We start from the raw sequence: 26,172 nt of genomic DNA, 5'->3' as shown, positions 1-26,172 counted from the left end.
GGACATGACCGTCTGAAACGGTACACAACTCCGCGCGCGGACAAGGCGCATGGCGAAAGAGCGGGCGAACTCATCGTGTTCGCCCGCTCTTTGCGATTACCGATCAGTAAGGTGATCGCCCGTGACCAGCCGAAATGATGTCCAGTCGTCGCTCGCCCCGCAGACCCCCGACACCGCGGAGCACGCCTCCCGGACGCTCGGGCTCCGGACCCCGAGCCGCCGCACCGTCGTCAAGGCCGCGGCCGCCACCGCCGCGTTCGCCGCCCCGCTCGCCGCGCTCCCGGCGCACGCCGCCGACGGACCGTCCTTCCGTCACGGAGTCGCCTCCGGGGACCCGCTGCCCGACGGTGTCCTGCTGTGGACCCGTGTGACGCCCACCCCGGACGCCGTGCCCGGCTCCGGGAAGGGCCCCGACACCGAGGTGCGGTGGGAGATAGCCGAGGACAAGGGGTTCACCCGGGTCGTCGGCCGGGGCAGCACCACCGCGCGGGCGGCCGCCGACCACACGGTCAAGGCGGATGTAAGGGGCCTGCGCCAGGCGACCACCTACTACTACCGCTTCTCCGTAGAGGGCGGTTCCGACGGCTCCCCGGTGCACTCCCCCGTGGGCCGCACCCGCACCACCCCCGCGCACGACGCGTCCGCGCACGGCGTCCGCTTCGGCGTGGTGTCCTGCGCCAACTGGGAGGCCGGCTACTTCTCCGCGTACCGCCACCTCGCGGCCCGCACCGAGCTCGACGCGGTGCTGCACCTCGGGGACTACATCTACGAGTATCAGAGCGGCGAGTACCCGGCCGCGAAGTACGTCGTACGCCCCCACGAGCCCAAGCACGAGATCCTCACGCTCGCCGACTACCGCACCCGGCACGGCGTCCACAAGACCGACGCCGACGCGCAGGCGATGCACGCCACGCACCCGGTCATCGCGATCTGGGACGACCACGAGTTCGCCGACAACGCCTGGTCGGGCGGCGCGGTGAACCACACCCCGGGGACCGAGGGCGACTGGGCGCGGCGGATGGCGGCGGCCAAGCAGGCGTACTTCGAGTGGATGCCGGTGCGCGCCTCCACCGAGGGCACCGTCTACCGCCGCGTCCGCTACGGCAAGCTGGCCGATCTGCACCTGCTCGACCTGCGCTCCTTCCGCTCCGAGCAGGCGGGCTTCGGCAGCGGCGACGTGGACGACCCGGACCGCACGATCACGGGCCGCGCCCAGCTGGACTGGCTGAAGTCGGGCCTGGCCTCCTCGGACGCGTCCTGGAAGCTGGTCGGCACCTCGGTCATGATCTCGCCGGTCGCCTTCGGTTCGCTGCCGGCCCACCTCCTGGAGCCCCTCGCGGAGCTGCTGGGCCTGCCCAAGGAGGGCCTCACCATCAACGCCGACCAGTGGGACGGCTACACGGACGACCGCAAGGAGCTCATCTCCCACCTGCGCGACAACAACATCCGCAACACCGTCTTCCTGACCGGCGACATCCACATGGCCTGGGCGAACGACGTGCCGGCCAAGGCGGCGACGTACCCGCTGTCGTCGTCGGCGGCCACGGAGTTCGTGGTCACCTCGGTGACCTCCGACAACATCGACGACATGCTGCACATCGCCCCGCACACGCTCTCCGTCGTGGCGGCGGGCGCGATCAAGGCCGCCAACCGCCATGTGAAGTGGCTGGACATGGACTCGCACGGCTACGGCGTCCTCGACGTCACCGCCGAGCGCTCGCAGATGGACTACTACGTGGTCTCCGACCGGACCGACCCGAAGGCGACGTCGTCGTGGGCCCGTTCGTACCGCACGCTGAACGGCACGCAGAAGGTCGAGCGGGTGCACGAGCCGGTGCGCTGACGCGGCCGCACCGGCCGGGCGGGGAGCGCCGGGCCCGGCGTGTTTCGCGGGCCCGGCGCGCCTCCGGGAATCAGAGCGTCTCCAGGAAGCCGAGCGCCGTGCGCCACGTCGCCTCCGCCGCCTCGGCGTCGTAGTCGTCGAGGTCGGGGTCGGTGTAGAGGTGCCCGGCGCCCGCGTAGCGGTAGATCTCGACGTCGGCGCCGGCCCGCCCCATCCGCAGGTACCACGCGCTCAGCCAGTCGTCGGGCTCGAACGGGTCGGGCTCGGCGACGTGCAGCTGCACCGGCAGCTCGTCCACGGAGGCGGTCTCCGCGATGTCGGAGGTGCCGTGCAGGAGCAGCAGGCCGCGCGCCTTGTCGTCGCCGAGGGCGAGGGTCTGGGCGGTCGCGGCGCCCAGCGAGAAGCCGGCGTAGACGAGCCCCCGCTCCGAGTACGGCGCGGCGGCGAGGATGGCCCGCTTGAGGATCTCGTCCTTGCCGAGCTCGCTCTGGTAGGCCCTGCCTTCCTCGACGTCGTCGAAGACGCGGCCCTCGAAGAGGTCGGGGGTCCACACCTCGTGCCCCGCGGCACGGAGCCGGTCGGCCGCCGCGTGCACCGCGGGCCGCAGACCGTACGTCGAATGGAAAAGCACGATGTTCATGGGGCCATCGTGCCATCCGTGGCCTGCCCCCTACTCTCTGAGGCATGGAGAACGTACTGCGTCCGTTGATCGTCATCGGCGGCTCGGTCGTGCTCACGGTGGTCGTCGGCTGGCTGGTCGACGTGCTGTTGCGCCGGACCGACGAACGGCACCACGAGACCCCGCTGTGGGGTCTGCTGCGCCGCTGCCGTGTCCCGCTCCAGGTCGTCCTGGGCACGGCCCTGCTCAGAGGCGCCTACCGGCAGGCCAAGATCGCCAAGGATCACGAGGCCGTCATCGGCCGGGTCCTCACCCTCGTCCTCATCGGCTCCACCGCCTGGCTCGTGGTGCGGATCGCCACGGCCATAGTCGAGTCGTCGTACGCGCGCTACGCCGCCGCCCACCGCGACCCCGCGCGGGTCCGCAGGGTGCGCACGCAGGTGACGCTCATCCAGCGGGTGGTCACTGCCGTCGTCGGCGTGGTGGCCGTCGCCGCGATGCTCCTGACCTTCCCCGCGATGCAGGCCGCGGGGGCCTCGCTGCTCGCCTCGGCGGGCATCCTCGGCATCGTCGCCGGTGTCGCCGCCCAGTCCACCCTCGGCAACCTCTTCGCGGGGCTGCAGATCGCCTTCGGGGACATGGTGCGGCTCGGGGACACGGTGGTGGTGGACGGCGAGTGGGGCACCGTCGACGAGATCACCCTCACCTTCCTGACCGTCCGCACCTGGGACGAGCGCCGGATCACGATGCCGGTCTCGTACTTCACGTCCAAGCCCTTCGAGAACTGGTCGCGCGGCAGCGCCCAGATGACCGGCACCGTCTTCTTCCAGCTGGACCACTCCGCGCCGATCGCGCTGATGCGGGAGCACCTCCACGACATCCTGCGCGACTGCGCGGCCTGGGACGGCCGGGACTGGGGTCTCGCGGTCACCGACACCACGCCGACCACCATCCAGGTCCGCGCCCTGGTCACCGCCAAGGACGCGGACGACATCTGGACGGTGCGGGTCACGGTCCGCGAGCAGATGGTCCGCTGGCTGGCCGACCACCACCGGTACGCGCTGCCGCGGGTCACCACCGCGGTGGCCGAGCCGCTGTCCAACGGCCACCGGCCGCGGCCCGAGCCGCTCACACCGGACGCGCCGCGGACCGGCCGCGGCTGAGCGCGGCCCGCGCGCCGCTCACCGCAGGCTGCGGACGTCCAGGTGGTGCAGCACCCGGTCGACGATCTCCGGATCGGCGCCGGGCTCGCTGCGCGCGGCGAGCACCTCGTGGCGGGCGGCGGACATCATCTCGCGCTGGATGCGCTGGACGGCCTTCCAGCGGTCCACGCGCTTGGCGTACCGCTCGCGGCGCTCGTCGTCGACCAGGTCGGGGCTGATCCTGGCCCCGATGTCGTACGCGCCGCGCTGCAGCCGCTCGGCGACGTCCTCGGGGAGCTCCTCGACCTCCTCGATCTCCTTGAGGCGCCGCTTGGCGGCCTTGGCGGCGCGCAGCGCGAGGTCGCGCTCCAGCTCCCGCTCCGCGTCGGCGTCGGCGCGCACCCCGAGCCTGCGCACCAGCCAGGGCAGCGTGAGGCCCTGGGCGACGAGGGTCGCCATGATGACGCAGAACGCGATGAAGATGATCTCGTCGCGGGCCGGGAACGGCGCCCCGTCGTCCGTCTTGAGGGGGATGGCGAGCGCCAGCGCCACGGACGCCACGCCCCGCATCCCCGACCACCACATGACGACGGTCTCGCGCCAGCTGGTCGGGATCTCCTCGTCGACGTCCCGCCGCTTGTGCAGCCGCTTGGCCAGCCAGGTCGCGGGCAGCAGCCACATCAGGCGTACGCCGACGACGACGGCGACGATCGCCGCGCCCCAGCCGAACATCTCCCACGCGCGGCCGCTCGCGATGCCGAAGACGTTGTGCAGCTCCAGGCCGATGAGCCCGAACGCGATGCCGGTGACGAGGGTGTCGACGATCTGCCAGAAGGTCTGCCCGGTGATCCGTCCGAGCACGTCGTCGGCGTCGACGGCGTTCTCCGCGAGGTAGAGCGCGGTGGTGAGGACGGCGAGCACGCCGGAGCCGAGCAGCTCCTCGGCGAGGACGTAGCTGACGAAGGGCACGAGCAGCGTCAGGCCGGTCTGCAGGGTGGCGTCGCCGAGGAGCCCCATGAGCTTGTTGGTGAGCCAGCCGAGCACCAGGCCGACGGCGACGGCGACCACGGCCGACAGCACCAGCAGGCCCGCGGCGGACGGCCAGGAGAAGCTCCCGCTCACCGCCGCCGCGATCGCCACGTGGTAGAGCACGATCGCCGTGACGTCGTTGAAGAGCCCCTCGCCCTCCAGGATGGACACGAGCCTGCGGGGCAGTCCGAGCGACCCGGCGACGGCGGTCGCGGCGACGGGGTCGGGCGGCGCGACGAGCGCGCCCAGCGCCACGGCCGCCGCGATCGGCAGCCCCGGCACCACGGCGTTGGCCACGGCGGCGACCGCCGCCGTCGTCACGAACACCAGCGCCACGGCGAGCAGGAGGATCGGCCGTACGTTGGCCGTGAACTGCCGCCACGAGGTGCGCTGCACGGAGGCGTAGAGCAGCGGCGGCAGGACCAGCGGAAGGATGTAGTCCGGGGGAATCTCGACGTTGGGCACGAACGGCAGCAGGGCCATGCCGATGCCCGCCAGCGTCATCAGGACCGGGGCGGGCAGCCCGAGCCGGTCCCCCAGCGGCACGGTGACCACGGCACCGAGCAACAGGATGAGCACCAGTGCCAGTTGATCCACGGTGCGGCCTCCGGAGGGTCGAGAAGGGGACGATCAAGACCTCAACCCTGCCACGCATTCACCGCGAACCGGACCAATGCCCCCTGTCGCCGCCTCGCGGCGACGGCGTCGTTCCCCGCGGCGAGAGCCCTCGCGACCGGCTCAGCCCTCGTCGGAGCGGTCCGCGTCCCGCTGCCCCAGCGCCTTGCGCATCGCCCGGTGCGGGATGCCGGCGTCGGGGAACTCCGGGCCGTACACCTCGTACCCCAGGCGCTCGTAGAAGCCCAGGGCGTGCGTCTGCGCGTGCAGGTCCACCGCCGTCAGGCCACGCGCGCGTGCCGCGTCCTCGATGGCGCGGACCAGGGCGGCCCCGACACCGAGCCCGCGCGCGGCCCGCGTCACCGCGAGCCGGCCGAGCGCGCCCACGCCGGCGTCCCCGCCGTTCTTGGCAACGGCCGCGGCGCCGGTCAGGAGCCGGCCCGTGCCGAGCGCGACGCCGTCCGCGCCGACGGCCAGGACGTGCACCGCCCCGGCGTCGTACGCGTCGTACTCCAGGTCTTCGGGGACCCGCTGCTCGGCGACGAAGACCTCCTTGCGGACCGCGAAGCAGGCCTCCAGGTCGTCCGCGCCCTCGGCGACCCGGACGGTCACCTCGCTCACGAGCTCTCCGCCCGCACGCGGTCAAGGGCCTTCTGGAGGTCCTCGGGGTAGCCGCTCTCGTACTCCACCCACTGGCCGTCGCCCGGGTGCTCGAAGCCGAGGCGGACCGCGTGCAGCCACTGGCGCGTGAGGCCGAGGCGCTTGGCGAGCGTGGGGTCCGCGCCGTACGTCAGGTCGCCCACGCAGGGGTGCCGGTGGGCGGACATGTGGACGCGGATCTGGTGCGTGCGCCCCGTCTCCAGCTTGATGTCGAGCAGGGAGGCCGCGCGGAAGGCCTCGATGAGGTCGTAGTGCGTCACGGAGGGCTTGCCCTCGGCCGTGACCGCCCACTTGTAGTCGTGATGGGGGTGCCGGCCGATGGGGGCGTCGATGGTGCCGCTCATCGGGTCGGGGTGGCCCTGCACCAGCGCGTTGTAGCGCTTGTCGACCGTGCGCTCCTTGAACTGGCGCTTCAGCGAGGTGTAGGCGCGCTCCGACTTGGCGACCACCATCAGGCCGGACGTGCCGACGTCCAGGCGGTGCACGATGCCCTGGCGCTCGGCGGCGCCGGAGGTCGAGATGCGGTACCCGGCCGCCGCGAGGCCGCCGATCACGGTGGTCCCGGTCCAGCCCGGGCTCGGGTGCGCGGCCACGCCGATCGGCTTGACGATCACGACGATGTCGTCGTCGTCGTGCACGATCTCCATGCCCTCGACGGGCTCGGCGACGATCTGCACCGGAGCGGGCGCCTGCGGCATCTCCACTTCCAGCCAGGCCCCGCCGTGCACGCGCTCGGACTTGCCGACCACCGAGCCGTCGACCGTGACCTTCCCCGCCGCGGCGAGTTCCGCGGCCTTCGTGCGGGAGAACCCGAACATGCGCGAGATGGCGGCGTCGACGCGCTCGCCCTCCAGGCCGTCGGGCACGGGCAGGGTACGGATCTCGGGAATCGTGCTCACCCATTGAGTATGCAGGAGCCCACCGACACTCCCGCACCGCAGGCCCCCGCCGCCGGGGGCTCAGTCCTTGTGGACGGTGCCGTCCGGGTCGAGGCCGCGGAAGGACAGCAGCACGATCAGGATGCCGCCGCAGACGATCGCCGAGTCCGCGAGGTTGAAGACCGCGAAGCCCTTCGGGGCGATGAAGTCGACGACCGCGCCCTCGAAGACGCCGGGCGAGCGGAAGAGGCGGTCCGTGAGGTTGCCCAGCGCGCCGCCGAGCAGCAGGCCGAGCGCGATCGCCCACGGCAGGCTGTAGAGCTTGCGCGCGAGGCGGGCGATCACCACGATGACCGCCGCGGCGATGCACGTGAAGATCACGGTGAAGGCCTCGCCGAAGCCGAAGGCCGCGCCCGCGTTCCGGATCGCCGACAGCCGCAGCCAGTCGCCGATGAGGTCGATCGGCTCGTGGTGCTCCAGCTTGGCGACCACGATCATCTTGCTGACCAGGTCCAGGGCGTACGCGAAGGCGGCCACCGCGAACAGCACGGCGATCTTGCGCTTGCCCTTGGGCCTATCGCCGCTGTCGCGGCTGTCGCCGCTCTCGCCCGCGGCATCGCCGGACGCCTCGGGCGTGGCCTCGCCGGGCTTCTCCGGCGTGCTCCCGCCGGACGCGGGCGCGCCCGCCGCCTTCTCGTCGGAGGCCGAGCCGGACTGCTCCGGCTCGGCCCCGGCCGCCTCAGGGATGTCCGGCGTACCGATGATGCGCTCCGCCTCTGCCACGTGAGTCCCTCAACCTAGGTACCTGACTGGGGACGAGCGTACGGCACACGCGTACGGACCCCGGTGCCCAGGCCGCGCTCAGTAGCGCCGTTCCTGCTTCTGCTTGCACTCCACGCACAGGGTCGCGCGCGGGAAGGCCTGCATCCGGGCCTTGCCGATCGGGTTGCCGCAGTTCTCGCAGAGGCCGTACGTGCCCGCGTCGAGGCGCTCCAGGGCGCGCTCGGTCTGCACGAGCATCTCGCGCGCGTTGGCGGCGAGCGCCATCTCGTGCTCCCGCGTGATGTTCTTCGTACCGGTGTCCGCGTCGTCGTCGCCCGCCCCGTCCCCGGAGTCGCGCATCAGGCCCGCAAGGGACTCCTCGGAGGACGCGATCTCGCTGCTGAGGCGCAGCGCCTCGCTCTGGAGCTCCGCACGGGCCTCCGCGACCTCGTCCGGGGTCCAGGGGTCCTCGCCGGGCCGGACCGCGAGTTCGCCGGGGGCGGCGGCACGTGCCTTGGGCACCGCCGTCGGCTTCTTCGCCGCGGTCGCCGTGCCCGGAGTCTTCTTCGCAACCACTGTCGTGGCTCCCGTCGTCTCCGCGGCCTCAGCCGCACCTTCGGCCGCGGACGCGACCGACTTCTTGGCCGTGCTCTTCTTGGCCGTGCTCTTTGTCGCGGTGCTCTTCTTGGCGGCCGTCTTCTTCGCCGGGGCGGCCTTCTCGGCGTCGTCCCCTGCGGGCCGGTCGGCCCCCGCGACCGCCGTGTCCTGAGCGGCCGCCTCCTTGTCCGCCGTCTTCTTGGCGGCGGTCTTCTTGGCCGCCGTCTTCTTTGCGGCCTTCTTCGCCGTGCTCTTCGTGGCCGCGGTCTTCGTAGCCGCGCTTTTCGTGGCCGTGGCCTCCGTGGCCGCCGCCTTCTTGGCCGCGGCCTTCTTGGCCACCGCCTTCTTCGCCGCCGTCTTCTTGGCGGCGGCCCCGTGCCCGGCGGACTCGGTCCCGTCCCCCGGTGGTGTCTTCCCGGCCGCCTTCGCGACGGCTCCGTGGGTGCTCTTCTTGCCGCTCACGTCCTTGGCCGTCGCCGCGGCCGCGCCTGTGGATCTGCCGGACGCCGAATGCTGTACGGCGGTCTTCTTCGCCACCATGGCCGCGGCCCCTTCACATATTGTGATCTTGCTCGCGAATCGTGCTGGGACGATAAATCGACTTCAGGCCCGCGGCAACGGGGCACGCCGCCCGATTCGCCCGCCCCGCGGGTGCCGCGCGGCGAGTCTGCATGCGTTGTGCCCAACTCCCTGCGGGGTAATCCGCCGGCCGCGGCGTGCCCGGATCCGCTCGGTCCGCATGTCGCCATTCGGGTCAGTCCCCACCGCCTGACCCGTCCCCCGGACGGCTCCCGGAAAAGCGGTCGGCCGCCCCTGTGCGGGCGCCGTACACTGGGCTGCAGCGAGAAGCGTGGATGGGGACGAGTAGCGGCGTACGCAGCCTTGAGCGACCCGGGGACGGTGTGAGCCCGGGGGCGAGCGCGACGTGAAGATCACCCCGGAGCCGCCGGAAGAAAGCCAGGGCCCCGAGCCCGGGCCGGTAGACCCGGTTTCGCGACCCCAATGAGGGGGCTCACCGGCACAGACCCCGTTCCGGAGAGCCAAGGAGGGTGGTACCGCGGGAGCGCGCCTCACCGGGCGCGGGGCTCTCGTCCCTCCGACGGAAGGCAGCACATCCGTTGGAGGAGCTCGTTGATGACGCCGCCGCAGTACCGCCAGGTGCCCGCCCAGGTCGATCTGCCCGCCCTTGAGCACGCCGTGCTCGACTTCTGGCGCGAGCAGAAGATCTTCGCCAAGAGCCTCGAGCAGTCCGAGGGCCGCCCCGAGTGGGTGTTCTACGAGGGCCCGCCGACGGCCAACGGCATGCCGGGCGCCCACCACATCGAGGCCCGTGTCTTCAAGGACGTCTTCCCGCGCTTCCGCACCATGCGGGGCTACCACGTGGCCCGCAAGGCCGGCTGGGACTGCCACGGCCTCCCCGTCGAGCTCGCCGTCGAGAAGGAGCTCGGGTTCAACGGCAAGAAGGACATCGAGGCCTATGGCATCGCCGCCTTCAACGCCAAGTGCCGCGAGTCCGTGACCCGGCACACCGACGCCTTCGCCGAGCTCACGACCCGCATGGGCTACTGGGTCGACCTCGACGACGCCTACCGGACGATGAATCCGGAGTACGTGGACTCGGTCTGGTGGTCCCTGAAGGAGATCTTCAAGAAGGACCTCCTGGTCCAGGACCACCGCGTCGCCCCCTGGTGCCCTCGCTGCGGCACGGGCCTGTCCGACCACGAGCTCGCGCAGGGCTACGAGACGGTCGTCGACCCGTCGGTGTACGTCCGTTTCCCCCTCACCTCCGGTCCCCTCGCGGGCGAAGCCGCCCTGCTGGTCTGGACGACGACCCCCTGGACCCTCGTCTCCAACACCGCCGTCGCCGCGCACCCCGACGTCACCTACGTCGTCGCGACGAACGGCGAGGAGAAGCTCGTCGTCGCCCAGCCGCTCGTCGAGAAGGCACTCGGCGAGGAGTGGGAGACGACCGGCGAGACCTTCACCGGCGCCGAGATGGAGCGCTGGACCTACCAACGTCCCTTCGAGCTGGTGGAGTTCCCGGCTCCGGCCCACTTCGTGGTCAACGCCGAGTACGTCACCACGGAGGACGGCACCGGTCTGGTCCACCAGTCCCCCGCCTTCGGTGAGGACGACCTCAAGGTCTGCCGTGCGTACGGCCTGCCGGTCGTGAACCCGGTCCGTCCGGACGGCACCTTCGAAGAAGACGTACCTCTGGTGGGCGGTGTCTTCTTCAAGAAGGCAGACGAAAAGCTGACCGAGGACCTCGCGGAGCGCGGACTCCTCTTCCGTCACATCCCGTACGAGCACAGCTACCCGCACTGCTGGCGCTGCCACACGGCGCTCCTCTACTACGCGCAGCCGTCCTGGTACATCCGCACGACGGCCATCAAGGACCGCCTGCTCCAGGAGAACGAGAAGACCAACTGGTTCCCCGACTCGGTCAAGCACGGCCGCTTCGGCGACTGGCTGAACAACAACGTCGACTGGGCCCTGTCCCGCAACCGCTACTGGGGCACCCCGCTGCCCATCTGGCGCTGCGAGGAGAACCACCTCACCTGCGTCGGCTCGCGCGCGGAGCTCTCCGAGCTCACGGGCACCGACCAGTCGGGCCTCGACCCGCACCGCCCCTTCATCGACGAGGTCACCTTCGCCTGCCCCGAGGAGGGCTGCGGGAGCACCGCCACGCGCGTGCCCGAGGTCATCGACGCCTGGTACGACTCGGGCTCGATGCCGTTCGCGCAGTGGGGCTACCCGTACAAGAACAAGGAGCTCTTCGAGAGCCGCTACCCGGCGCAGTTCATCTCGGAGGCCATCGACCAGACCCGCGGCTGGTTCTACACGCTGATGGCCGTCGGCACCCTGGTCTTCGACAAGTCGTCCTACGAGAACGTGGTCTGCCTCGGCCACATCCTCGCCGAGGACGGCCGCAAGATGTCCAAGCACCTGGGCAACATCCTCCAGCCGATCCCGCTCATGGACCAGCACGGCGCCGACGCCGTCCGCTGGTTCATGGCGGCCGGCGGCTCCCCGTGGGCGGCCCGCCGCGTGGGCCACGGCACCATCCAGGAGGTCGTCCGCAAGACGCTCCTCACGTACTGGACCACGGTCGCCTTCCAGGCCCTGTACGCCCGTACGTCCCAGTGGGCCCCCAGTGAGGCCGACCCGGCGCCCGCCGAGCGCCCCCTCCTGGACCGCTGGCTGCTCAGCGAGCTGCACGCGCTCACCGACCAGGTCACCCAGGCCCTGGAGAGCTACGACACCCAGCGCGCGGGCAAGCTCCTGTCCGTCTTCGTCGACAACCTCTCCAACTGGTACGTGCGCCGCTCCCGCCGCCGCTTCTGGCAGGGCGACAAGGCGGCGCTGCGCACCCTGCACGAGGTCGTCGAGACCGTCACGAAGCTGATGGCCCCGCTGACGCCGTTCATCACCGAGCGCGTCTGGCAGGACCTGATCGTGCCGGTGAGCCCGGACGCCCCGGAGTCGGTGCACCTGTCCGCCTGGCCCGAGGCCGACCTGTCGGCGATCGACCCGGAGCTGTCGAAGCAGATGGTGCTCGTGCGCCGCCTGGTCGAGCTCGGCCGCGCCACGCGCGCGGAGTCCGGCGTCAAGACCCGCCAGCCGCTGTCCCGCGCGCTGGTCGCCGCCTCCGGCTTCGAGTCCCTCAACCCGGAGCTGCACACCCAGATCACCGAGGAGCTCAACGTCTCCTCGCTGGCGTCGCTCTCCGAGGTCGGCGGCTCCCTGGTCGACACCACGGCCAAGGCGAACTTCCGGGCGCTCGGCAAGCGCTTCGGCAAGGGCGTCCAGGCGGTCGCCAAGGCCGTCGCCGAGGCGGACGCGGCCGCGCTGTCGCTGGCCCTGCGCGAGGGCACGGCCTTCGTCGAGGTCGACGGCGAGAAGGTGACGCTGGCCCCGGACGAGGTCATCATCACGGAGACCCCGCGCGAGGGCTGGTCGGTGGCGTCCGACTCCGGCGCCACGGTCGCCCTGGACCTGGAGATCACCGAGGAGCTGCGCCGCGCGGGCCTGGCCCGCGACGCGATCCGCCTGATCCAGGAGGCCCGCAAGAACAGCGGCCTGGACGTCGCGGACCGGATCGCCCTGCGCTGGACCTCCACGGACCCGGCCGTCGTGACGGCCCTGTCCGACCACGCCGGGCTGATCGCGGACGAGGTACTCGCCACGGACTTCGCCCAGGGCGAGGCCGACGACACCTACGGGGAGCCGTTCACCGACGATTCCCTGAAGCTGGCCTTCCGTCTCCGCAAGGCGTAAGCGCCCGCACCGGGGGCGCAGGCCCCCGGACCCGCCGAAGGCCCGGTCCCGCCGAACATCTTGGCGGGACCGGGCCTTCGGCGTTGCGTACCCACGCACAGATGAACGTTTCTGCACCCGCGCCACGGCCGACGCGACCAGCGAGGTGCGACCCGTGGGGCACGACCAGCGCACGCAAAAGGGCCGGGCCCCGGAGAATCTCCGGGGCCCGGCCCTGAACGCTGCCGACGCCTAAGGCGTGGTCACGCCCGTCAGTTGTCGTCCTCGTCGATGAGGAAGCCGCGCATCGGCGACGGAGCCTGCTGCATCGGGGCGGGGCCCTGCGGCCGCACCGGCGCCATCGGCTGGGTCATCGCCGGGGACATCTGCTGCTGGCCGCCGTAGGACGGACCGCCGGCGGGCTGGTTGTTGCCGCCCATCGACTGGTTGCCGCCGTAGGACGGGGCACCCGCGCCGGCCGGAGCCATCGACGGCGCCGGGGACGGCGGCAGCGAGGCGGTGGCCGGAGTGCGCGGCGGGGCCAGCGAGTCGTCGGCCTGGGTCTCCAGCTGGCGCAGCTGCGACTCCAGGTAGGACTTCAGACGCGTGCGGTACTCGCGCTCGAAGCCGCGCAGGTCCTCGACCTTGCGCTCCAGCGTGGCGCGGGCGGACTCCAGGGAGCCCATCGCGACGCGGTGCTTCTCCTGCGCGTCCCGCTCCAGGGCGTCGGCCTTGGCACGGGCGTCACGCTCGAGACCCTCGGCGCGCGAACGGGCCTCGCCGACGATCTTGTTGGCCTCGGAACGGGCCTCCGCGATCGCCTGGTCGGCGGTCTGCTGCGCGAGGGAGAGCACACGGGCGGCGCTGTCGCCACCGGGGCCCTGACCGGGCTGCGGCATCTGCGGACCGTGGCCACCCATGGGACCGCCCATGGGGCCACCCATCGGACCCTGACCCATCGGGCCGGGGCCCTGCGGACCACCCTGCGGGCCGTGCCCGCTGGGGCCTGCGGGCAGCTGCGGCGCACCGCCGGGCAGCTGCGGCGGGCCACCCATCGGGCCGCCCATCTGCTGCTGCGGCGGGACCGGCTGCGGGCCCGATATTGCGGCGGGCACCGGGGCGCCCGGTCCTCGCTGCTGGTCCTGCGGCCCGTCGGGGCCCTTGCGCATACCGCCCTGCTGCTGGTTCTGAGCAGCGGCGCGGGTGGCGGCGGCCAGCTTGGCGCGCAGGTCCTCGTTCTCGCGGAGCAGGCGGGTCAGTTCGGCTTCGACCTCATCGAGGAAGGCATCGACCTCGTCCTCGTCATAGCCTTCTCGGAGGCGGACGGTCGTGAACTGCTTGTTCCGCACGTCCTCGGGGGTCAACGGCATCTCTTCACCTCAACGTAGTCATCGGCAGTCGGCAAGACCGTATCGTCCACGGTCACCTCGCGAGATTGCTCACGACGGTGATCAAGATGTAGACGATGATCATCAGTACGAAGAAGGACAGGTCAAGTGCCACGCCCCCGAGACGCAGCGGCGGAATGAACCGCCGCAGAAGCTTGAGCGGTGGATCAGTGACAGTGTAGGTGGCCTCCAGAACGACCACCATCGCCTTGCCGGGTTGCCATGAGCGGGCGAACTGGAAGACGTAGTCCATGACCAACCGGAAGATCAGCACGATGAGGAAGCACATCAGCGCGATGTAGAGCACCTGCAAGACCACGCCCATGTTCGCGTTTCCCTCTCCCCTGTTACTCGTACTCGTCGTTCCGGTTCTGCATCTACAGCAACTACTGCATCTACTGCGTCTCAGCTCTGGTTGAAGAACCCGCCCTCTGCGATGCGAGCCTTGTCCTCCGCCGTTACATCGACGTTAGCAGGCGACAACAGGAACACCTTCTGCGTCACGCGCTCAATGCTGCCATGCAGACCGAAGACCAGACCGGCGGCAAAGTCGACAAGTCGCTTCGCGTCGGTGTCGTCCATCTCGGTCAGATTCATGATCACCGGAGTGCCCTCGCGGAAGTGTTCCCCGATGGTACGGGCCTCGTTGTAGGTCCGGGGGTGCAATGTGGTGATGCGGTAGGGCTCCCGCTCGGACACGACCTTGGGCATGATCACCGGTGCGTTCTTCTCCAGGCTCTGGCGTTCAGGTGTGATGGATGCCACGGGGGCGATTCGTGCCGGACGTCCGGATTCGGCGGCCAGCGAAGAGGAGTGGGCGGCCGGCTCGCGCTGGGCGGGCGGCTGCACCACTCGTACCGATTCGTCCCGTTGAGGCTGATGGGGCTGGTGCGACTGATGCGGCGGTTCATGCCGCCTGCGGTCGCGCTCGGGCTCCGGCTCGGGTTCGAACTCGTCGTCGGGGTCGAACCCCGGACCGTCGTACCCATCGTCCTCCACGAGGCCGAGGTAGACCGCCATCTTGCGCATCGCGCCGGCCATGCTCTGAGTCCTCCGCTCTGTGGTGGATCGGCTGTCGTCACCAACTGCCCGCGATCCACGAGGTATCCCCGCCCAACAGCGAGAATGACCATATTTTCTGCTGTGGTCCGACTTCTTGGCGACGTTACCCGAGCCCGGGTCGGACTCCGAGTACCGCCGTACCGACGCGCACATGTGTCGCTCCGGCCGCCACGGCCTGTTCGAGGTCCGCACTCATCCCTGCCGACACCATGTTCGCAGCAGGATGAGCCGCGCGCATGAGGGTTGCGAATTCCATCAACCGCTCGAACGCCGCCTGTTGCCGCCCCGCGTACGGGCCGGTGAGCGGGGCGACGGTCATCAGACCGTCGAGCCGCAGTCCCGGCGCCCCGGCCACGAGGTCGGCCAACTCTTCGATTCCGCCGGGGCCCACGCCCCCGCGCTCGCCCCGTCCGTTGACCTCCGCGTCGAGCGCGACCTGGATCAGGCAGCCGAGCTCGCGCTCCGCGCGGACCGCGGCCGCCGACAGAGCTGTGACGAGCTTGGGACGATCCACGGACTGCACCAGATCGGCATAACCGACCACGGAACGGACCTTGTTGGTCTGCAACTGGCCCACGAAGTGCCAGGTGAGCGGAAGGTCGGAGCACTCCGCCGCCTTCGGTGCCGCGTCCTGGTCGCGGTTCTCCGCGACATGGCGCACACCCAGTTCCGACAGGATCCGCACATCGCTCGCGGGGTAGGTCTTCGTGACCACGATGAGGGTCACTTCCTCCCGCTTGCGACCGGCCGCGGCGCACGCCGCGGCGATGCGCTCCTCGACCTCGGCCAGATTCGCCGCGAGTTGAGCCTTACGTTCCGTCATGCCCTATCAGTCCAGCCAGACATAGCCCGCGAGACGACCGGTCGTGCGGTCGCGGCGGTACGAGAAGTGGTCACCGGACTCCAGCGTGCACACCGGCGACTGCTCCCGGTCACGCACCCTGAGCCGGTCCAGTTGGGCGTGCACTCCGGCGGTCACGTCGACCGCGGGCGTACCCCAACTCGTCTCGGCGTGCGCCGTGGGCTCGACGGCGGCGACATCGGCGCGCATCGCCTCCGGCACTTCGTAGCAGCGCCCGCAGACGGCGGGCCCGGTGCGGGCGACGATGCGGGCCGGGTCCGCGCCGAGCGCCACCATCGCCTCGACGGCGGCGGGCACGACGCCCGCCACCATGCCGGGGCGCCCCGCGTGCGCCGCGGCCGCGACCTTGGCGACCGGGTCGGCGAGCAGGACCGGTGTGCAGTCGGCGGTGAGGACGGCGAGGGCGAGGCCCCTGCGGGCGGTCACCACGGCGTCGACGGACGGGATGTCGGCGTCGGACCCCCAGGGACCGTCGACCACGGCGACGTCCCGGCCGTGGACCTGGTTCATCCAGACCACGCGGGCCGGGTCGATGCCGAGGGACGTGGCGGCCAGCGTGCGGTTGGTCCGCACGGCCTCGGGGTCGTCGCCGACCGCGCCGCCGAGGTTGAGCTCTTCGTACGGAACGGCGCTCACCCCGCCCCACCTGTCGGTGAAGGCGAAGTGCGCGCCGCTCACGGTGCTGTGCTTGCTTATCACTTCAAGAAGTCCGGCACGTCCAGCTCTTCGGCCTGGCTGTCCTGGTAGGGACGGGCCGGCGGGACCTGGAGCGGCGCCGTGTTCCCCGAAGGGGTCTCGCTGCCGGCCGGGGCCGGCTCCGCGGGCTCGGGCGCCGGGGGCTCCTCGCGCGGCGTGACGCTGCCGAGGCCGCCGAAGGCGGGCCGGGACGATTCGGCGGGACGGGCGGGCGCCGCGGGCTCCTCGCGCTTGGGCGAGCCGGACGCCGAACCGAGGACGTTGTCCCGCTTGGACGGCGGCTGCCCGCCGTCGAAGCCCGCCGCGATGACCGTGACCCTGACCTCGTCGCCGAGCGCGTCGTCGATGACCGCGCCGAAGATGATGTTGGCCTCGGGGTGGGCGGCCTCGCTGACCAGCTGGGCGGCTTCGTTGATCTCGAAGAGACCGAGGTCCGAGCCACCGGAGATGGAGAGCAGCACACCGCGGGCGCCGTCGATGGACGCCTCCAGGAGCGGCGAGGAGATCGCCATCTCGGCGGCGGCCACCGCGCGGTCGTCGCCGCGGGCCGAACCGATGCCCATGAGGGCTGAACCGGCCTCGGACATGACCGACTTGACGTCGGCGAAGTCGAGGTTGATCAGGCCGGGCGTGGTGATGAGGTCGGTGATGCCCTGGACACCGGAGAGCAGGACCTGGTCCGCCGACTTGAAGGCGTCGAGGACGGAGACCTGGCGGTCCGAGATGGACAGGAGCCGGTCGTTGGGGATGACGATGAGGGTGTCGACCTCTTCGCGCAGCTCCGCGATGCCGTCCTCGGCCTGGTTGGCGCGGCGACGGCCCTCGAAGGTGAACGGCCGGGTGACCACACCGATGGTGAGGGCGCCGAGCGAGCGCGCGATGTTGGCGACGACGGGTGCGCCGCCGGTGCCGGTGCCGCCGCCTTCGCCGGCGGTGACGAAGACCATGTCGGCCCCCTTGAGGACCTCCTCGATCTCCTCGCGGTGGTCCTCTGCGGCCTTGCGGCCGACGGCCGGGTTGGCGCCGGCCCCGAGTCCACGGGTGAGTTCACGGCCAACGTCGAGCTTGACGTCGGCGTCGCTCATCAACAGGGCTTGCGCGTCGGTGTTGATGGCGATGAACTCGACGCCCTTGAGACCGACCTCGATCATCCGGTTGATGGCATTGACACCACCGCCGCCGACACCGATGACTTTGATGACTGCGAGGTAGTTCTGCGGTGCTGCCACGTCGAAGGCCTCTCGCCTCGAGTTACGTGTCGCCGTTTCGCTCTGCTGCGATGCGACGACTGATGCCGAATGGGACGGTCCGAACGCCGACCCGAACCCTAACGCTGAAGTTTAGGGTTACCAGTGTGTCTGTTCCCTGGACTCTTCCGAACAGGACACTAAGTCGACAAGTGGCGCACGTTCAACGAACACGCCGAACCTCCCGTTTTTCTTTTCACCCTATGTGATCAGCCGTAGCGATGCCGAACCAGGGTGCTGGCCTGCGACGATATGCGTCAACTCCCCGATGACGCAGGGGCGGTGGGGACGCTCACATCGAAGTGCCGTGCCTTGGGCGCCGCTTTCATCAGTGCGGTGAGTGTGGCGGCCTTCGTACGCCCCTTCTCGCCGCTGCCCCAGTCGACCGTCCGTTCTCTGTTCAACTCCAACGAGATGGAGTCGTACGAACGGACCTTGACGTTCCGGGTATCGCGGGCCACGGCTTCCGGCAGGTCACCGGCGACCCGCACCGCCTCCCGCAGCAGCCGGTCGGTGCCGAACCGGCGCAGGCTCGCCGCGCCGCTGTCGTGATCCGGCGTCAATTCGAGCCGGGGCACGCCCTTCGGCGCACGTTCGACCGTGGCGAATCGCACTCCCTTGGCGTCCACTTCGACGAACTTTCCGCCCTTTTCGATGAGCAGAACGGGCTTACGTTCCGTCACTTTGAGCCCGATTCCGTGCGGCCAGGACCGGACGACATCAACCGAGTCAATTCGGGGCAATTTCGAGCGCAGCCGCTCTTCGAGCTCGTCGGTGTCGACCGAAATCAGTGGGGCCCCGACGGGGGCGGCGGCGGCCTCCCGCACCTGTTCGGGCGTCAGGACGCGCGTACCGGAGGTCGTCACGCGCTCCAGGCGCAGCCACTGCGAGCCGTAGAGCGCCCAGATGCCGCCGGCGCCGAGCAGCACCGCGAGGACCAGCACCACGATCAGGGTGCGCGAACGCGGCAGCCGCAGGCGCCGGGGGCGTTGCGGGCGGGGCGGGCCGGACTTCTGCTGCTGCCGTTCGGCGGTGGTCGGTCCGGCCACGGTCCCCTGCCTTCTCACGCGCTACGGCGTGACGCAATCGCCTCGTACACCATGCCGACGAGCAGCTCGTCGGCGTCCCGGCGGCCGAACTCCGAGGCGGCGCGGGACATCTCGTACAGCCGGTGGGGGTCGGCGAGCACGGGCAGGACATTGCCCTGGACCCATTCGGGCGTCAGTTCCGCGTCGTCGACCAGCAGTCCGCCGCCCGCCTTGACCACCGGCTGGGCGTTGAGCCGCTGTTCGCCGTTGCCGATGGGCAGCGGGACGTAGGCGGCCGGGAGCCCGACGGCGGAGAGTTCGGCGACGGTCATCGCGCCCGCGCGGCAGAGCATCATGTCGGCCGCGGCGTACGCGAGGTCCATCCGGTCCACGTACGGTACCGGGATGTACGGGGGCATCCCCGGCATCTGCTGCACCTGCGGCAATTCGTTCTTCGGACCGACCGCGTGCAGGATCTGGATGCCCGCCCGCTGGAGGACCGGGGCGACCTGCTGGACGACCTCGTTCAGGCGCCGTGCGCCCTGGGAGCCGCCGGAGACCAGCAGGGTCGGCAGGTTCGGGTCGAGGCCGAACGCGGCGCGCGCCTCGGGGCGGACCCGGGCGCGGTCCAGCGTGGCGATGGTGTGGCGCAACGGAATGCCGATGTAGCGGGAGTTGCGCAGCTTGCTGTCCGGGGTGGCGACGGCGACGCCGTGCGCGTACCGCGAGCCGATCTTGTTGGCCAGGCCGGGGCGCGCGTTGGCCTCGTGCACGACGATCGGCACACCGGCCCGCTTGGCCGCGAGGTAGCCGGGCAGCGCGACGTAGCCGCCGAAGCCGACGACGCAGTCCGCCTTGGTGCGCTCCAGGATCTGCTCGGCCGCCTTGATGGTGCCGCGCAGCCGTCCCGGGACGGTGATCAGCTCAGGGGTGGGCTTGCGCGGCAGCGGTACGGCCGGGATCAGCGCGAGTTCGTAGCCGCGCTCGGGTACCAGTCGGGTCTCGAGTCCACGCTCCGTGCCCAGGGCCGTGATCCCCACGGTCGGGTCCTGCCTCCGCAGGGCGTCCGCGAGGGCGAGCGCGGGCTCGATGTGGCCGGCGGTCCCCCCACCGGCGAGTACGACATGCACCGAAATTCACCGCTCTCCGGACGAACGCGCCTTGACGCGCCGTCGCATCGTGTTCCATCTCACCCGAGGTTGCCGCATGGCCAGGGCCGCCTTCGCCGCGGGGTCCGATCGCGCGAAGGCGATGAGGAGTCCAATGGCGAACATGGTCGGCAGCAGGGCCGAACCCCCGTAGGAGAACAGCGGGAGCGGGACACCGGCGATCGGCAGCAGACCGAGCACCGCACCGATGTTGACCACGGCCTGGGCCGTGATCCAGGTGGTCACACCTCCCGCGGCATACCTCACGAAGGGGTCCTCCGTGCGTCCGGCCACGCGGATACCCGCATAGCCTAGAGCCGCGAACAGAGCGAGCACCGACAGCGTCCCCGCCAGGCCGAGTTCCTCCCCCGTGATGGCGAAGATGAAGTCGGTGTGCGGTTCAGGCAGTTGACCCCATTTTTCCACACTCGCGCCGAGACCGGAACCGAAGAATCCGCCGGAGGCAAGGGCATAGATGCCGTGCACGGCCTGCCAGCACTGGTCTCCGGGGCCGGGATCCGTCGCGCCGATGCACGCCAGCCGGGCCATGCGGTTGGGGCTCGTCTTGATGAGAATCACACCGAGCAGCGCCGCGACGCCGAGCACGCCGGCGAAGAGCCGGGTGGGCGCCCCCGCGAGCCACAGCAGGCCGAAAAGGATCGCGGTGAGGATGATCGCCGTGCCCATGTCGCCGCCGAGCATGATGAGCCCGAGGAGCATGAACGCGACCGGGACCAGCGGCACCAGCATGTGTTTCCACTGGGTCAGCAGACGCTTGTCGTGTTTACGCGCGAGCAGGTCGGCGCCCCACAGGACCAGGGCGAGCTTGCCGAACTCACTGGGCTGCAGTTGGAACGGGCCGCCCAGGTAGATCCAGTTCTGGTTGCCGTTGACGCTGCGCCCTATCCCCGGGATCTGCACGAGGACCATCAGGAAGACGGTCACCGCGAGCATCGGATAGGCGAGCGCCCGGTGCAGCTTGATGGGCATCCGCATCGCGACGAACAGCAGGATCGCGCCGAGCACGGCCGCCACGAACTGCTTGCGGAAGAAGTACGAGGCGGGCAGGTCCAGCTGCAGCGCCTGGATCATCGAAGCCGAGTAGACCATCACCAGGCCGAGCACGGTGATCAGCAGACTGCTGCCGAAAATCAGGTAGTACGCGGTGAGCGGCCGGTCCCAGGCCCGGCGGGCCCTGGTGTAGAGCCGCCGGGGCCCGCTCTCGCCCGGAGGGTGGGAGGCTCCTCTGGCGCGTACCGGAGCCGGTCGTTTGGCGACCCGCACGGAAGACCTGGCCACGTTCCCCTCCCAAGGGTGTGCCCGGCGCCCCGCCGGACAGAAAGCCCGGTCAGGCGCTCGTGGAGCCGAGTTCGCGGACGGCGTCCGCGAACGCTTCACCACGCTTGTTGTAGTTGGTGAACATGTCCATCGACGCGCAGGCCGGAGCCATCAGGACGGTGTCCCCCGGCTGAGCCAGCTCCGCCGCCCGCCGTACCGCCTCGGACATCGCACCAGTGTCGGTGCGGTCGAGGTCGACGACCGGGACCTCGGGCGCGTGTCGCGCGAGGGCTTCGCGGATCAGGCCGCGGTCGGCGCCGATCAGGACGACGCCGCGCAGCCGCGGTGCGGCGCCCGCGACGAGCTCGTCGAAGGTGGCTCCCTTGGCGAGCCCGCCCGCGATCCAGACGATCGACTCGTACGCCGCCAACGACGCCTGCGCGGCGTGGGTGTTGGTGGCCTTGGAGTCGTCGACGTACGCGACCTCGGCCACGTCGGCGACGTGCTCGATGCGGTGGGCGTCCGGACGGAAGGCGCGCAGACCGTCGCGGACGGCCGTCGCCTGTACGCCGAAGGCGCGCGCGAGGGCCGCCGCGGCCAGCGCGTTGGCGATGTTGTGCGGCGCGGGCGGCTGGACGTCGGAGATCTCGGCGAGCTCCTGGGCCTGCTTCTGGCGGTCCGGCACGAAGGCACGGTCGACCAGGATGCCGTCCACGACGCCCAGTTGCGAGGGCGCGGGCGCGTTCAGCGTGAAACCGATGGCGCGGCAGCCCTCCTCGACGTCGGCCTCGCGGACCAGGTCCTCGGTGGCCTTGTCGGCGACGTTGTAGACGCAGGCGACACGGTTGCCCTCGTAGATCCGGCCCTTGTCGGCGGCGTACGCCTCCATGGAGCCGTGCCAGTCGAGGTGGTCGGGCGCCAGGTTCAGGACCGTCGCGGAGTGGGCGCGCACGGAGGGCGCCCAGTGCAGCTGGTACGAGGAGAGCTCGACGGCCAGCACGTCGTAGGCGTCGTCACCCTCCAGGATCACGTCCACGATCGGGGTGCCGATGTTGCCGACGGCGGCCGTGCGCAGGCCCTCCGCCCGCAGGATCGACGCGAGCATCTGCGTGGTCGTGGTCTTGCCGTTGGTGCCCGTGACGGCGAGCCAGGGCGCGGCGTCCGGGCCGCGCAGCCGCCAGGCGATCTCGACGTCGCCGACGACGTCCACGCCCGCGGCGGCCGCCGCCGCGAACAGCGGCGAGGACGGCTTCCAGCCGGGCGAGGTGACCATCAGGTCGGTGCCCTCGGGAAGCGTCTCGGCGTCACCGAGGCGTACGGCGACGCCCTCGGCCTCCAGCGAGGCGGCGCGTGCGCGGTGTGCCTCGCCGGAGCCGCCGTCCACGACGGTCACCGACGCGCCGAGGCCGGCCAGGGCGCGGGCGGCGGAGATGCCGCTCACGCCGAGACCGGCGACGGTGATGTTCCTGCCCTGCCAGTCGGACGCAGTGGTCACTTTTCGGCTGCCCATCCCGCGTAGAAGAGACCGAGGCCGACGATCACGCACATGCCCTGGATGATCCAGAAGCGGACCACCACAAGGACCTCGGACCACCCCTTGAGTTCGAAGTGGTGCTGGAGTGGCGCCATCCGGAAGACGCGCTTTCCGGTCAGGCGGAACGAGCCGACCTGGATGACGACCGACATGGTGATGAGGACGAAGAGGCCGCCGAGCAGCGCGAGGAGCAGCTCCGTGCGGGAGCAGATCGCGAGGCCCGCGAGCGCGCCGCCGAGGGCGAGCGAACCGGTGTCACCCATGAAGATCTTGGCGGGCGAGGTGTTCCACCACAGGAAGCCGAAGCAGGCGCCCATCAGCGCGGAGGCCACGACCGCGAGGTCGAGCGGGTCCCTGACCTCGTAGCACGCCTGGGGGTTCATCAGGGTCGCCGAGTTGGCGCAGGACTCCTGGTACTGCCAGACACCGATGAAGGTGTAGGCGCCGAAGACCATCACGGAGGCGCCGGTGGCGAGGCCGTCCAGACCGTCGGTGAGGTTCACGCCGTTCGACATCGCGAGGATCATGAACAGCGCCCAGACCACGAACAGGACCGGGCCGATCGACCAGCCGAAGTCCGTGACGAACGACAGCTTGGTGGAGGCCGGCGTCTGGTTGCGGTTGTCCGGCCAGTTCAGCGCCATCACCGCGAAGCCGATGCCGACGATCAGCTGGCCGAGCATCTTCGCCTTGGCCCGCAGACCCAGCGAACGCTGCTTGACGATCTTGATGTAGTCGTCGAGGAAGCCGACGAGGCCCATGCCCGCCATCAGGAAGAGCACCAGCAGACCGGAGAGCGTGGTCTCCGTGCCGGTGAGGACCTTCGTGAGGAAGTACGCGATGAGCGTGGCCAGGATGAAGGCGATACCACCCATGGTCGGCGTACCGCGCTTGCTGTGGTGCTCGCGCGGGCCGTCGTCCCGGATGAACTGGCCATAACCCTTGCGGGCCAGGAGCTTGATCAGCAGCGGGGTACCGACCAGGGTCAGGAAGAGCCCGATCACACCCGCGAAGAGGATCTGCCTCATCGGCTGGCGACCTGCCCCTCGGAAGACATCGCGGCGTCGTCGAGCAGCGCCGCGGCGACCCGCTCGAGACCGACCGATCTGGACGCCTTCACCAGTACGACGTCTCCCGCGCGCAGCTCGCTGCGCAGCAGGTCGATCGCCGCCTGTGCGTCGGACACGTGCACCGACTCCTCACCCCACGAACCCTCGTTGTATGCGCCCAGTTGGAGCCAGGACGCTTCCCTGCCCCCGACTGCCACGAGCTTGCTCACGTTGAGCCGGACGGCAAGTCGTCCGACCGCGTCGTGCTCGGCGAGACCCTCGTCCCCGAGCTCGGCCATGTGACCGAGCACCGCCCACGTACGACGCCCCTTGCCCATGGCCACGAGCGCGCGCAGGGCCGCTCGCATGGACTCGGGGTTCGCGTTGTAGGCGTCGTTGACGACCGTCACACCGTCCGGGCGCTCGGTGACCTCCATCCGCCAGCGGGACAGCGTGCCCGCCTCGGAGAGCGCGAGGGCGATCTCGTCCACGGACATGCCCAGCTCATGGGCGACGGCGGCCGCGGCAAGCGCGTTCGACACGTGGTGCTCACCGTACAGCCGCAAGGTCACGTCGCTGCACCCGGAGGGTGTGTGCAGCGTAAAAGCGGGCTGTCCGTTCTCTGTGAGCCGGACATTTTCCGCGCGTACGTCGGCGTCGTCGGACTCTCCGAACAGGAGCACGCGCGCCTTCGTACGCGTGGCCATCGCACGGACGAACGGGTCGTCGGCGTTGAGGATCGCGGCGCCGTCCTCGGGCAGCGACTCGACCAGCTCGCCCTTCGCTTCCGCGATCTGCTCGCGGCCGCCGAACTCGCCGATGTGGGCGGTTCCGACGTTCAGGACGAGACCGATCCTGGGCGGCGTGAGTCCGGTGAGGTAGCGAATATGGCCGATTCCGCGCGCCCCCATCTCCAGGACGAGGAACCTCGTCTCGTCGGTGGCGCTCAGCGCGGTCAGCGGCAGCCCGATCTCGTTGTTGAGCGAGCCCGGCGTCCAGACCGTGGGCGCGTGACGCCGCAGGACCTGTGCGAGCAGGTCCTTGGAGCTGGTCTTGCCGACCGAGCCGGTCAGCGCCACCAGGGTCGCGCCGAGCCGCTCCACGACGTGGCGCGCAAGGGCGCCGAGCGCCGCCTGCACGTCGTCGACGACGATGGCGGGCACCCCGACGGGCCGCGCCGCGAGCACGGCGACCGCGCCCGCGGCGACCACGTCGGCCGCGTAGTCGTGGCCGTCGACGCGCTCGCCGACGAAGGCGACGAAGAGGCTGCCGGGCTTCACCTCACGGGAGTCCCGGACGACGGGTCCGGTCACCTGGACGGCCGGATCCGGTATGTCGTACGTCTGCCCGCCGACGACGCTGGCGATCTCGGCGAGGGAGAGGGCGATCACAACTTCATCCCTGGGTTTGCTGGATAGCTTCGCGAAGCACCTGGCGGTCGTCGAAGGGACGCACCACCCCGGCGATGTCCTGTCCCTGCTCGTGGCCCTTGCCCGCGACGAGCACGGTGTCGCCGGGCTGCGCGCGGGCGACGGCCGCGGCGATGGCGGCGGCGCGGTCCTCGAAGACGGCGACCTCGCCGCGCTCGTGGGCCGGCACGTCGGCGGCGCCGGCGAGCATCGTGGCGAGGATCGCGAGGGGGTCCTCGCCACGCGGGTTGTCGGAGGTCAGTACGGCGGTGTCGGCGAGGCGGGCCGCGGCCGCGCCCATCGGCATCCGCTTGGTCTTGTCGCGGTCGCCGCCGCAGCCGAGCACGATGTGCAGCTTGCCCTCGGTGACCTTGCGCAGGGCACGCAGGACCGATTCGACGGCGTCCGTCTTGTGGGCGTAGTCGACGACGGCCAGATAGGGCTGGCCCTCGTCGACGCGCTCCAGGCGGCCGGGCACGCCGGGCACCGCGGCGACGCCGTCGGCGGCGAGCTGCGGGTCGATCCCGGCGACGGCCAGCGAGACGATCGCGGCAAGGGTGTTGGCGACGTTGAAGGGTCCCGCGAGCGGCGACCTGGCGGTGATCCGCTCGCCCTTGGGGCCGACCGCGACGAAGGTGGAGTCCATCGGTCCGACCTCGACGTCCTCCGCGCGCCAGTCGGCGTCGGGGTGGCCCTCGGCGGAGAAGGTCGTGACGGGCACCTCGGACTCGGCGATGAGCCGACGCCCGTACTCGTCGTCGAAGTTGACCACACCGAGCCGGGAACGCCGCTGCGTGAACAGCTGCGCCTTGGCCCGGAAATAGTCCTCCATGTCGGAGTGGAACTCCATGTGCTCCGGGCTGAGGTTGTTGAAGACGGCGACGTCGAAGACGCAGCCGTCCACCCGCCCGAGCACCAGGGCGTGGCTGGAGACCTCCATGGCCACCGCGTCGACGCCGCGCTCGCGCATCACCGCGAACAGCGCCTGCAGATCGGTGGCTTCGGGGGTGGTGCGCTCCGACTTGATGCGCTCGTCGCCGATGCGCATCTCGACCGTGCCGATCAGGCC

General features: G+C 70.7%; 22 protein-coding genes. 3 read left to right on the top strand and 19 right to left on the bottom strand.

The window, feature by feature from the left end; genetic code table 11:
• The first annotated feature begins 121 nt into the window (after positions 1–121).
• Positions 122–1,843, top strand: coding sequence for an alkaline phosphatase D family protein (locus AOK22_RS19185; RefSeq protein ID WP_055699907.1), 1,722 nt, complete (start codon positions 122–124; stop codon positions 1,841–1,843).
• 70 nt (positions 1,844–1,913) lie between these two features.
• On the opposite strand, the gene AOK22_RS19180 is transcribed toward AOK22_RS19185, so the two are convergent.
• Entirely contained in the window at positions 1,914–2,483 is a 570-nt protein-coding gene (locus AOK22_RS19180; RefSeq protein ID WP_055699906.1) for a dienelactone hydrolase family protein, read from the bottom strand.
• A gap of 44 nt (positions 2,484–2,527) precedes the next feature.
• Here AOK22_RS19180 and AOK22_RS19175 point away from each other — a divergent pair, with 44 nt between their 5' ends.
• A complete protein-coding gene (locus AOK22_RS19175) occupies positions 2,528–3,625 on the top strand; it encodes a mechanosensitive ion channel family protein (RefSeq protein ID WP_055699905.1) in 1,098 nt (365 codons plus the stop codon).
• 18 nt (positions 3,626–3,643) lie between these two features.
• Here AOK22_RS19175 and AOK22_RS19170 read toward each other — a convergent pair whose 3' ends face one another.
• From AOK22_RS19170 to AOK22_RS19150, 5 genes are all read right to left on the bottom strand, one after another.
• Positions 3,644–5,230, bottom strand: a complete 1,587-nt coding sequence (locus AOK22_RS19170) for a Na+/H+ antiporter (RefSeq protein ID WP_055699904.1) — start codon at positions 5,228–5,230, stop codon at positions 3,644–3,646.
• A 141-nt stretch (positions 5,231–5,371) separates the two neighbouring features.
• Positions 5,372–5,869 carry a GNAT family N-acetyltransferase gene (locus tag AOK22_RS19165; protein ID WP_055699903.1) on the bottom strand — a complete coding sequence of 166 codons (498 nt, stop codon included), beginning with the start codon at positions 5,867–5,869 and terminating at the stop codon, positions 5,372–5,374.
• Positions 5,866–6,807, bottom strand: coding sequence for an RluA family pseudouridine synthase (locus AOK22_RS19160; RefSeq protein ID WP_055699902.1), 942 nt, complete (start codon positions 6,805–6,807; stop codon positions 5,866–5,868). Before AOK22_RS19160 ends, AOK22_RS19165 begins: the two co-directional genes overlap by 4 nt.
• A 60-nt stretch (positions 6,808–6,867) precedes the next feature.
• Positions 6,868–7,569 carry a signal peptidase II gene (lspA, locus tag AOK22_RS19155; RefSeq protein WP_055699901.1) on the bottom strand — a complete coding sequence of 234 codons (702 nt, stop codon included), beginning with the start codon at positions 7,567–7,569 and terminating at the stop codon, positions 6,868–6,870.
• Between the two features lie 78 nt (positions 7,570–7,647).
• Positions 7,648–8,685 carry a TraR/DksA family transcriptional regulator gene (locus AOK22_RS19150; RefSeq protein WP_055699900.1) on the bottom strand — a complete coding sequence of 346 codons (1,038 nt, stop codon included), beginning with the start codon at positions 8,683–8,685 and terminating at the stop codon, positions 7,648–7,650.
• Between the two features lie 594 nt (positions 8,686–9,279).
• On the opposite strand from AOK22_RS19150, the gene ileS reads away from it, so the two are divergent.
• Entirely contained in the window at positions 9,280–12,423 is a 3,144-nt protein-coding gene (gene ileS / locus AOK22_RS19145) for an isoleucine--tRNA ligase (protein ID WP_055699899.1), read from the top strand.
• A 251-nt stretch (positions 12,424–12,674) separates the two neighbouring features.
• On the opposite strand, the gene AOK22_RS19140 is transcribed toward ileS, so the two are convergent.
• From AOK22_RS19140 to AOK22_RS19080, 13 genes are all read right to left on the bottom strand, one after another.
• The gene (locus AOK22_RS19140) at positions 12,675–13,772 is read right to left on the bottom strand and encodes a DivIVA domain-containing protein (protein WP_079036670.1); all 1,098 of its coding nucleotides are present in this window, start codon (positions 13,770–13,772) and stop codon (positions 12,675–12,677) included.
• Between the two features lie 52 nt (positions 13,773–13,824).
• A complete protein-coding gene (locus AOK22_RS19135) occupies positions 13,825–14,115 on the bottom strand; it encodes a YggT family protein (RefSeq protein WP_055699898.1) in 291 nt (96 codons plus the stop codon).
• 80 nt (positions 14,116–14,195) lie between these two features.
• Positions 14,196–14,831, bottom strand: a complete 636-nt coding sequence (locus tag AOK22_RS19130) for a cell division protein SepF (RefSeq protein WP_055699897.1) — start codon at positions 14,829–14,831, stop codon at positions 14,196–14,198.
• Between the two features lie 124 nt (positions 14,832–14,955).
• A complete protein-coding gene (locus AOK22_RS19125) occupies positions 14,956–15,675 on the bottom strand; it encodes a YggS family pyridoxal phosphate-dependent enzyme (RefSeq protein ID WP_055699896.1) in 720 nt (239 codons plus the stop codon).
• A gap of 6 nt (positions 15,676–15,681) precedes the next feature.
• Positions 15,682–16,392 (bottom strand): peptidoglycan editing factor PgeF, encoded by a 711-nt coding sequence (gene pgeF, locus AOK22_RS19120; RefSeq protein WP_079036672.1) that lies wholly within the window; start codon positions 16,390–16,392, stop codon positions 15,682–15,684.
• Positions 16,393–16,409: 17 nt separating this feature from the next.
• Positions 16,410–17,639, bottom strand: a complete 1,230-nt coding sequence (ftsZ, locus tag AOK22_RS19115; RefSeq protein WP_055699894.1) for a cell division protein FtsZ — start codon at positions 17,637–17,639, stop codon at positions 16,410–16,412.
• 275 nt (positions 17,640–17,914) lie between these two features.
• Positions 17,915–18,706, bottom strand: a complete 792-nt coding sequence (locus tag AOK22_RS19110) for a cell division protein FtsQ/DivIB (RefSeq protein ID WP_055699893.1) — start codon at positions 18,704–18,706, stop codon at positions 17,915–17,917.
• A 14-nt stretch (positions 18,707–18,720) separates the two neighbouring features.
• Positions 18,721–19,815, bottom strand: coding sequence for an undecaprenyldiphospho-muramoylpentapeptide beta-N-acetylglucosaminyltransferase (murG, locus tag AOK22_RS19105; RefSeq protein WP_055699892.1), 1,095 nt, complete (start codon positions 19,813–19,815; stop codon positions 18,721–18,723).
• Positions 19,816–19,821: 6 nt separating this feature from the next.
• On the bottom strand, positions 19,822–21,132 hold the full coding sequence (gene ftsW, locus AOK22_RS19100) for a putative lipid II flippase FtsW (protein ID WP_055699891.1): 1,311 nt from the start codon (positions 21,130–21,132) through the stop codon (positions 19,822–19,824).
• A 49-nt stretch (positions 21,133–21,181) separates the two neighbouring features.
• Positions 21,182–22,621, bottom strand: a complete 1,440-nt coding sequence (murD, locus tag AOK22_RS19095; protein WP_055699890.1) for a UDP-N-acetylmuramoyl-L-alanine--D-glutamate ligase — start codon at positions 22,619–22,621, stop codon at positions 21,182–21,184.
• Positions 22,603–23,673, bottom strand: coding sequence for a phospho-N-acetylmuramoyl-pentapeptide-transferase (gene mraY / locus AOK22_RS19090; RefSeq protein WP_055699889.1), 1,071 nt, complete (start codon positions 23,671–23,673; stop codon positions 22,603–22,605). Before mraY ends, murD begins: the two co-directional genes overlap by 19 nt.
• Positions 23,670–25,085 carry a UDP-N-acetylmuramoyl-tripeptide--D-alanyl-D-alanine ligase gene (locus AOK22_RS19085; protein ID WP_055699888.1) on the bottom strand — a complete coding sequence of 472 codons (1,416 nt, stop codon included), beginning with the start codon at positions 25,083–25,085 and terminating at the stop codon, positions 23,670–23,672. Before AOK22_RS19085 ends, mraY begins: the two co-directional genes overlap by 4 nt.
• Positions 25,086–25,089: 4 nt before the next feature.
• On the bottom strand, positions 25,090–26,172 hold a 1,083-nt coding region (locus tag AOK22_RS19080; RefSeq protein WP_055699887.1), incomplete at its 5' end, for a UDP-N-acetylmuramoyl-L-alanyl-D-glutamate--2,6-diaminopimelate ligase.

Origin of the sequence: Streptomyces silaceus (assembly GCF_001419745.1) — a bacterium.
GTDB lineage: Bacteria > Actinomycetota > Actinomycetes > Streptomycetales > Streptomycetaceae > Streptomyces > Streptomyces silaceus.
This window is presented reverse-complemented; position numbering and strand designations above follow the sequence as displayed.

Bases quoted from the DNA above. Each gene is read 5' to 3' on its own strand.
- AOK22_RS19130 (WP_055699897.1), bottom strand. From the start codon at position 14,831: ATGGCCGGCGCGATGCGCAAGATGGCGGTCTACCTCGGCCTCGTGGAG.
- AOK22_RS19180 (WP_055699906.1), bottom strand. From the start codon at position 2,483: ATGAACATCGTGCTTTTCCATTCGACGTACGGTCTGCGGCCCGCGGTG.
- murD (WP_055699890.1), bottom strand. From the start codon at position 22,621: ATGGGCAGCCGAAAAGTGACCACTGCGTCCGACTGGCAGGGCAGGAAC.
- AOK22_RS19125 (WP_055699896.1), bottom strand. From the start codon at position 15,675: ATGACGGAACGTAAGGCTCAACTCGCGGCGAATCTGGCCGAGGTCGAG.
- AOK22_RS19140 (WP_079036670.1), bottom strand. From the start codon at position 13,772: ATGCCGTTGACCCCCGAGGACGTGCGGAACAAGCAGTTCACGACCGTC.
- AOK22_RS19135 (WP_055699898.1), bottom strand. From the start codon at position 14,115: ATGGGCGTGGTCTTGCAGGTGCTCTACATCGCGCTGATGTGCTTCCTC.
- ileS (WP_055699899.1), top strand. From the start codon at position 9,280: ATGACGCCGCCGCAGTACCGCCAGGTGCCCGCCCAGGTCGATCTGCCC.
- AOK22_RS19175 (WP_055699905.1), top strand. From the start codon at position 2,528: ATGGAGAACGTACTGCGTCCGTTGATCGTCATCGGCGGCTCGGTCGTG.
- AOK22_RS19150 (WP_055699900.1), bottom strand. From the start codon at position 8,685: ATGGTGGCGAAGAAGACCGCCGTACAGCATTCGGCGTCCGGCAGATCC.
- mraY (WP_055699889.1), bottom strand. From the start codon at position 23,673: ATGAGGCAGATCCTCTTCGCGGGTGTGATCGGGCTCTTCCTGACCCTG.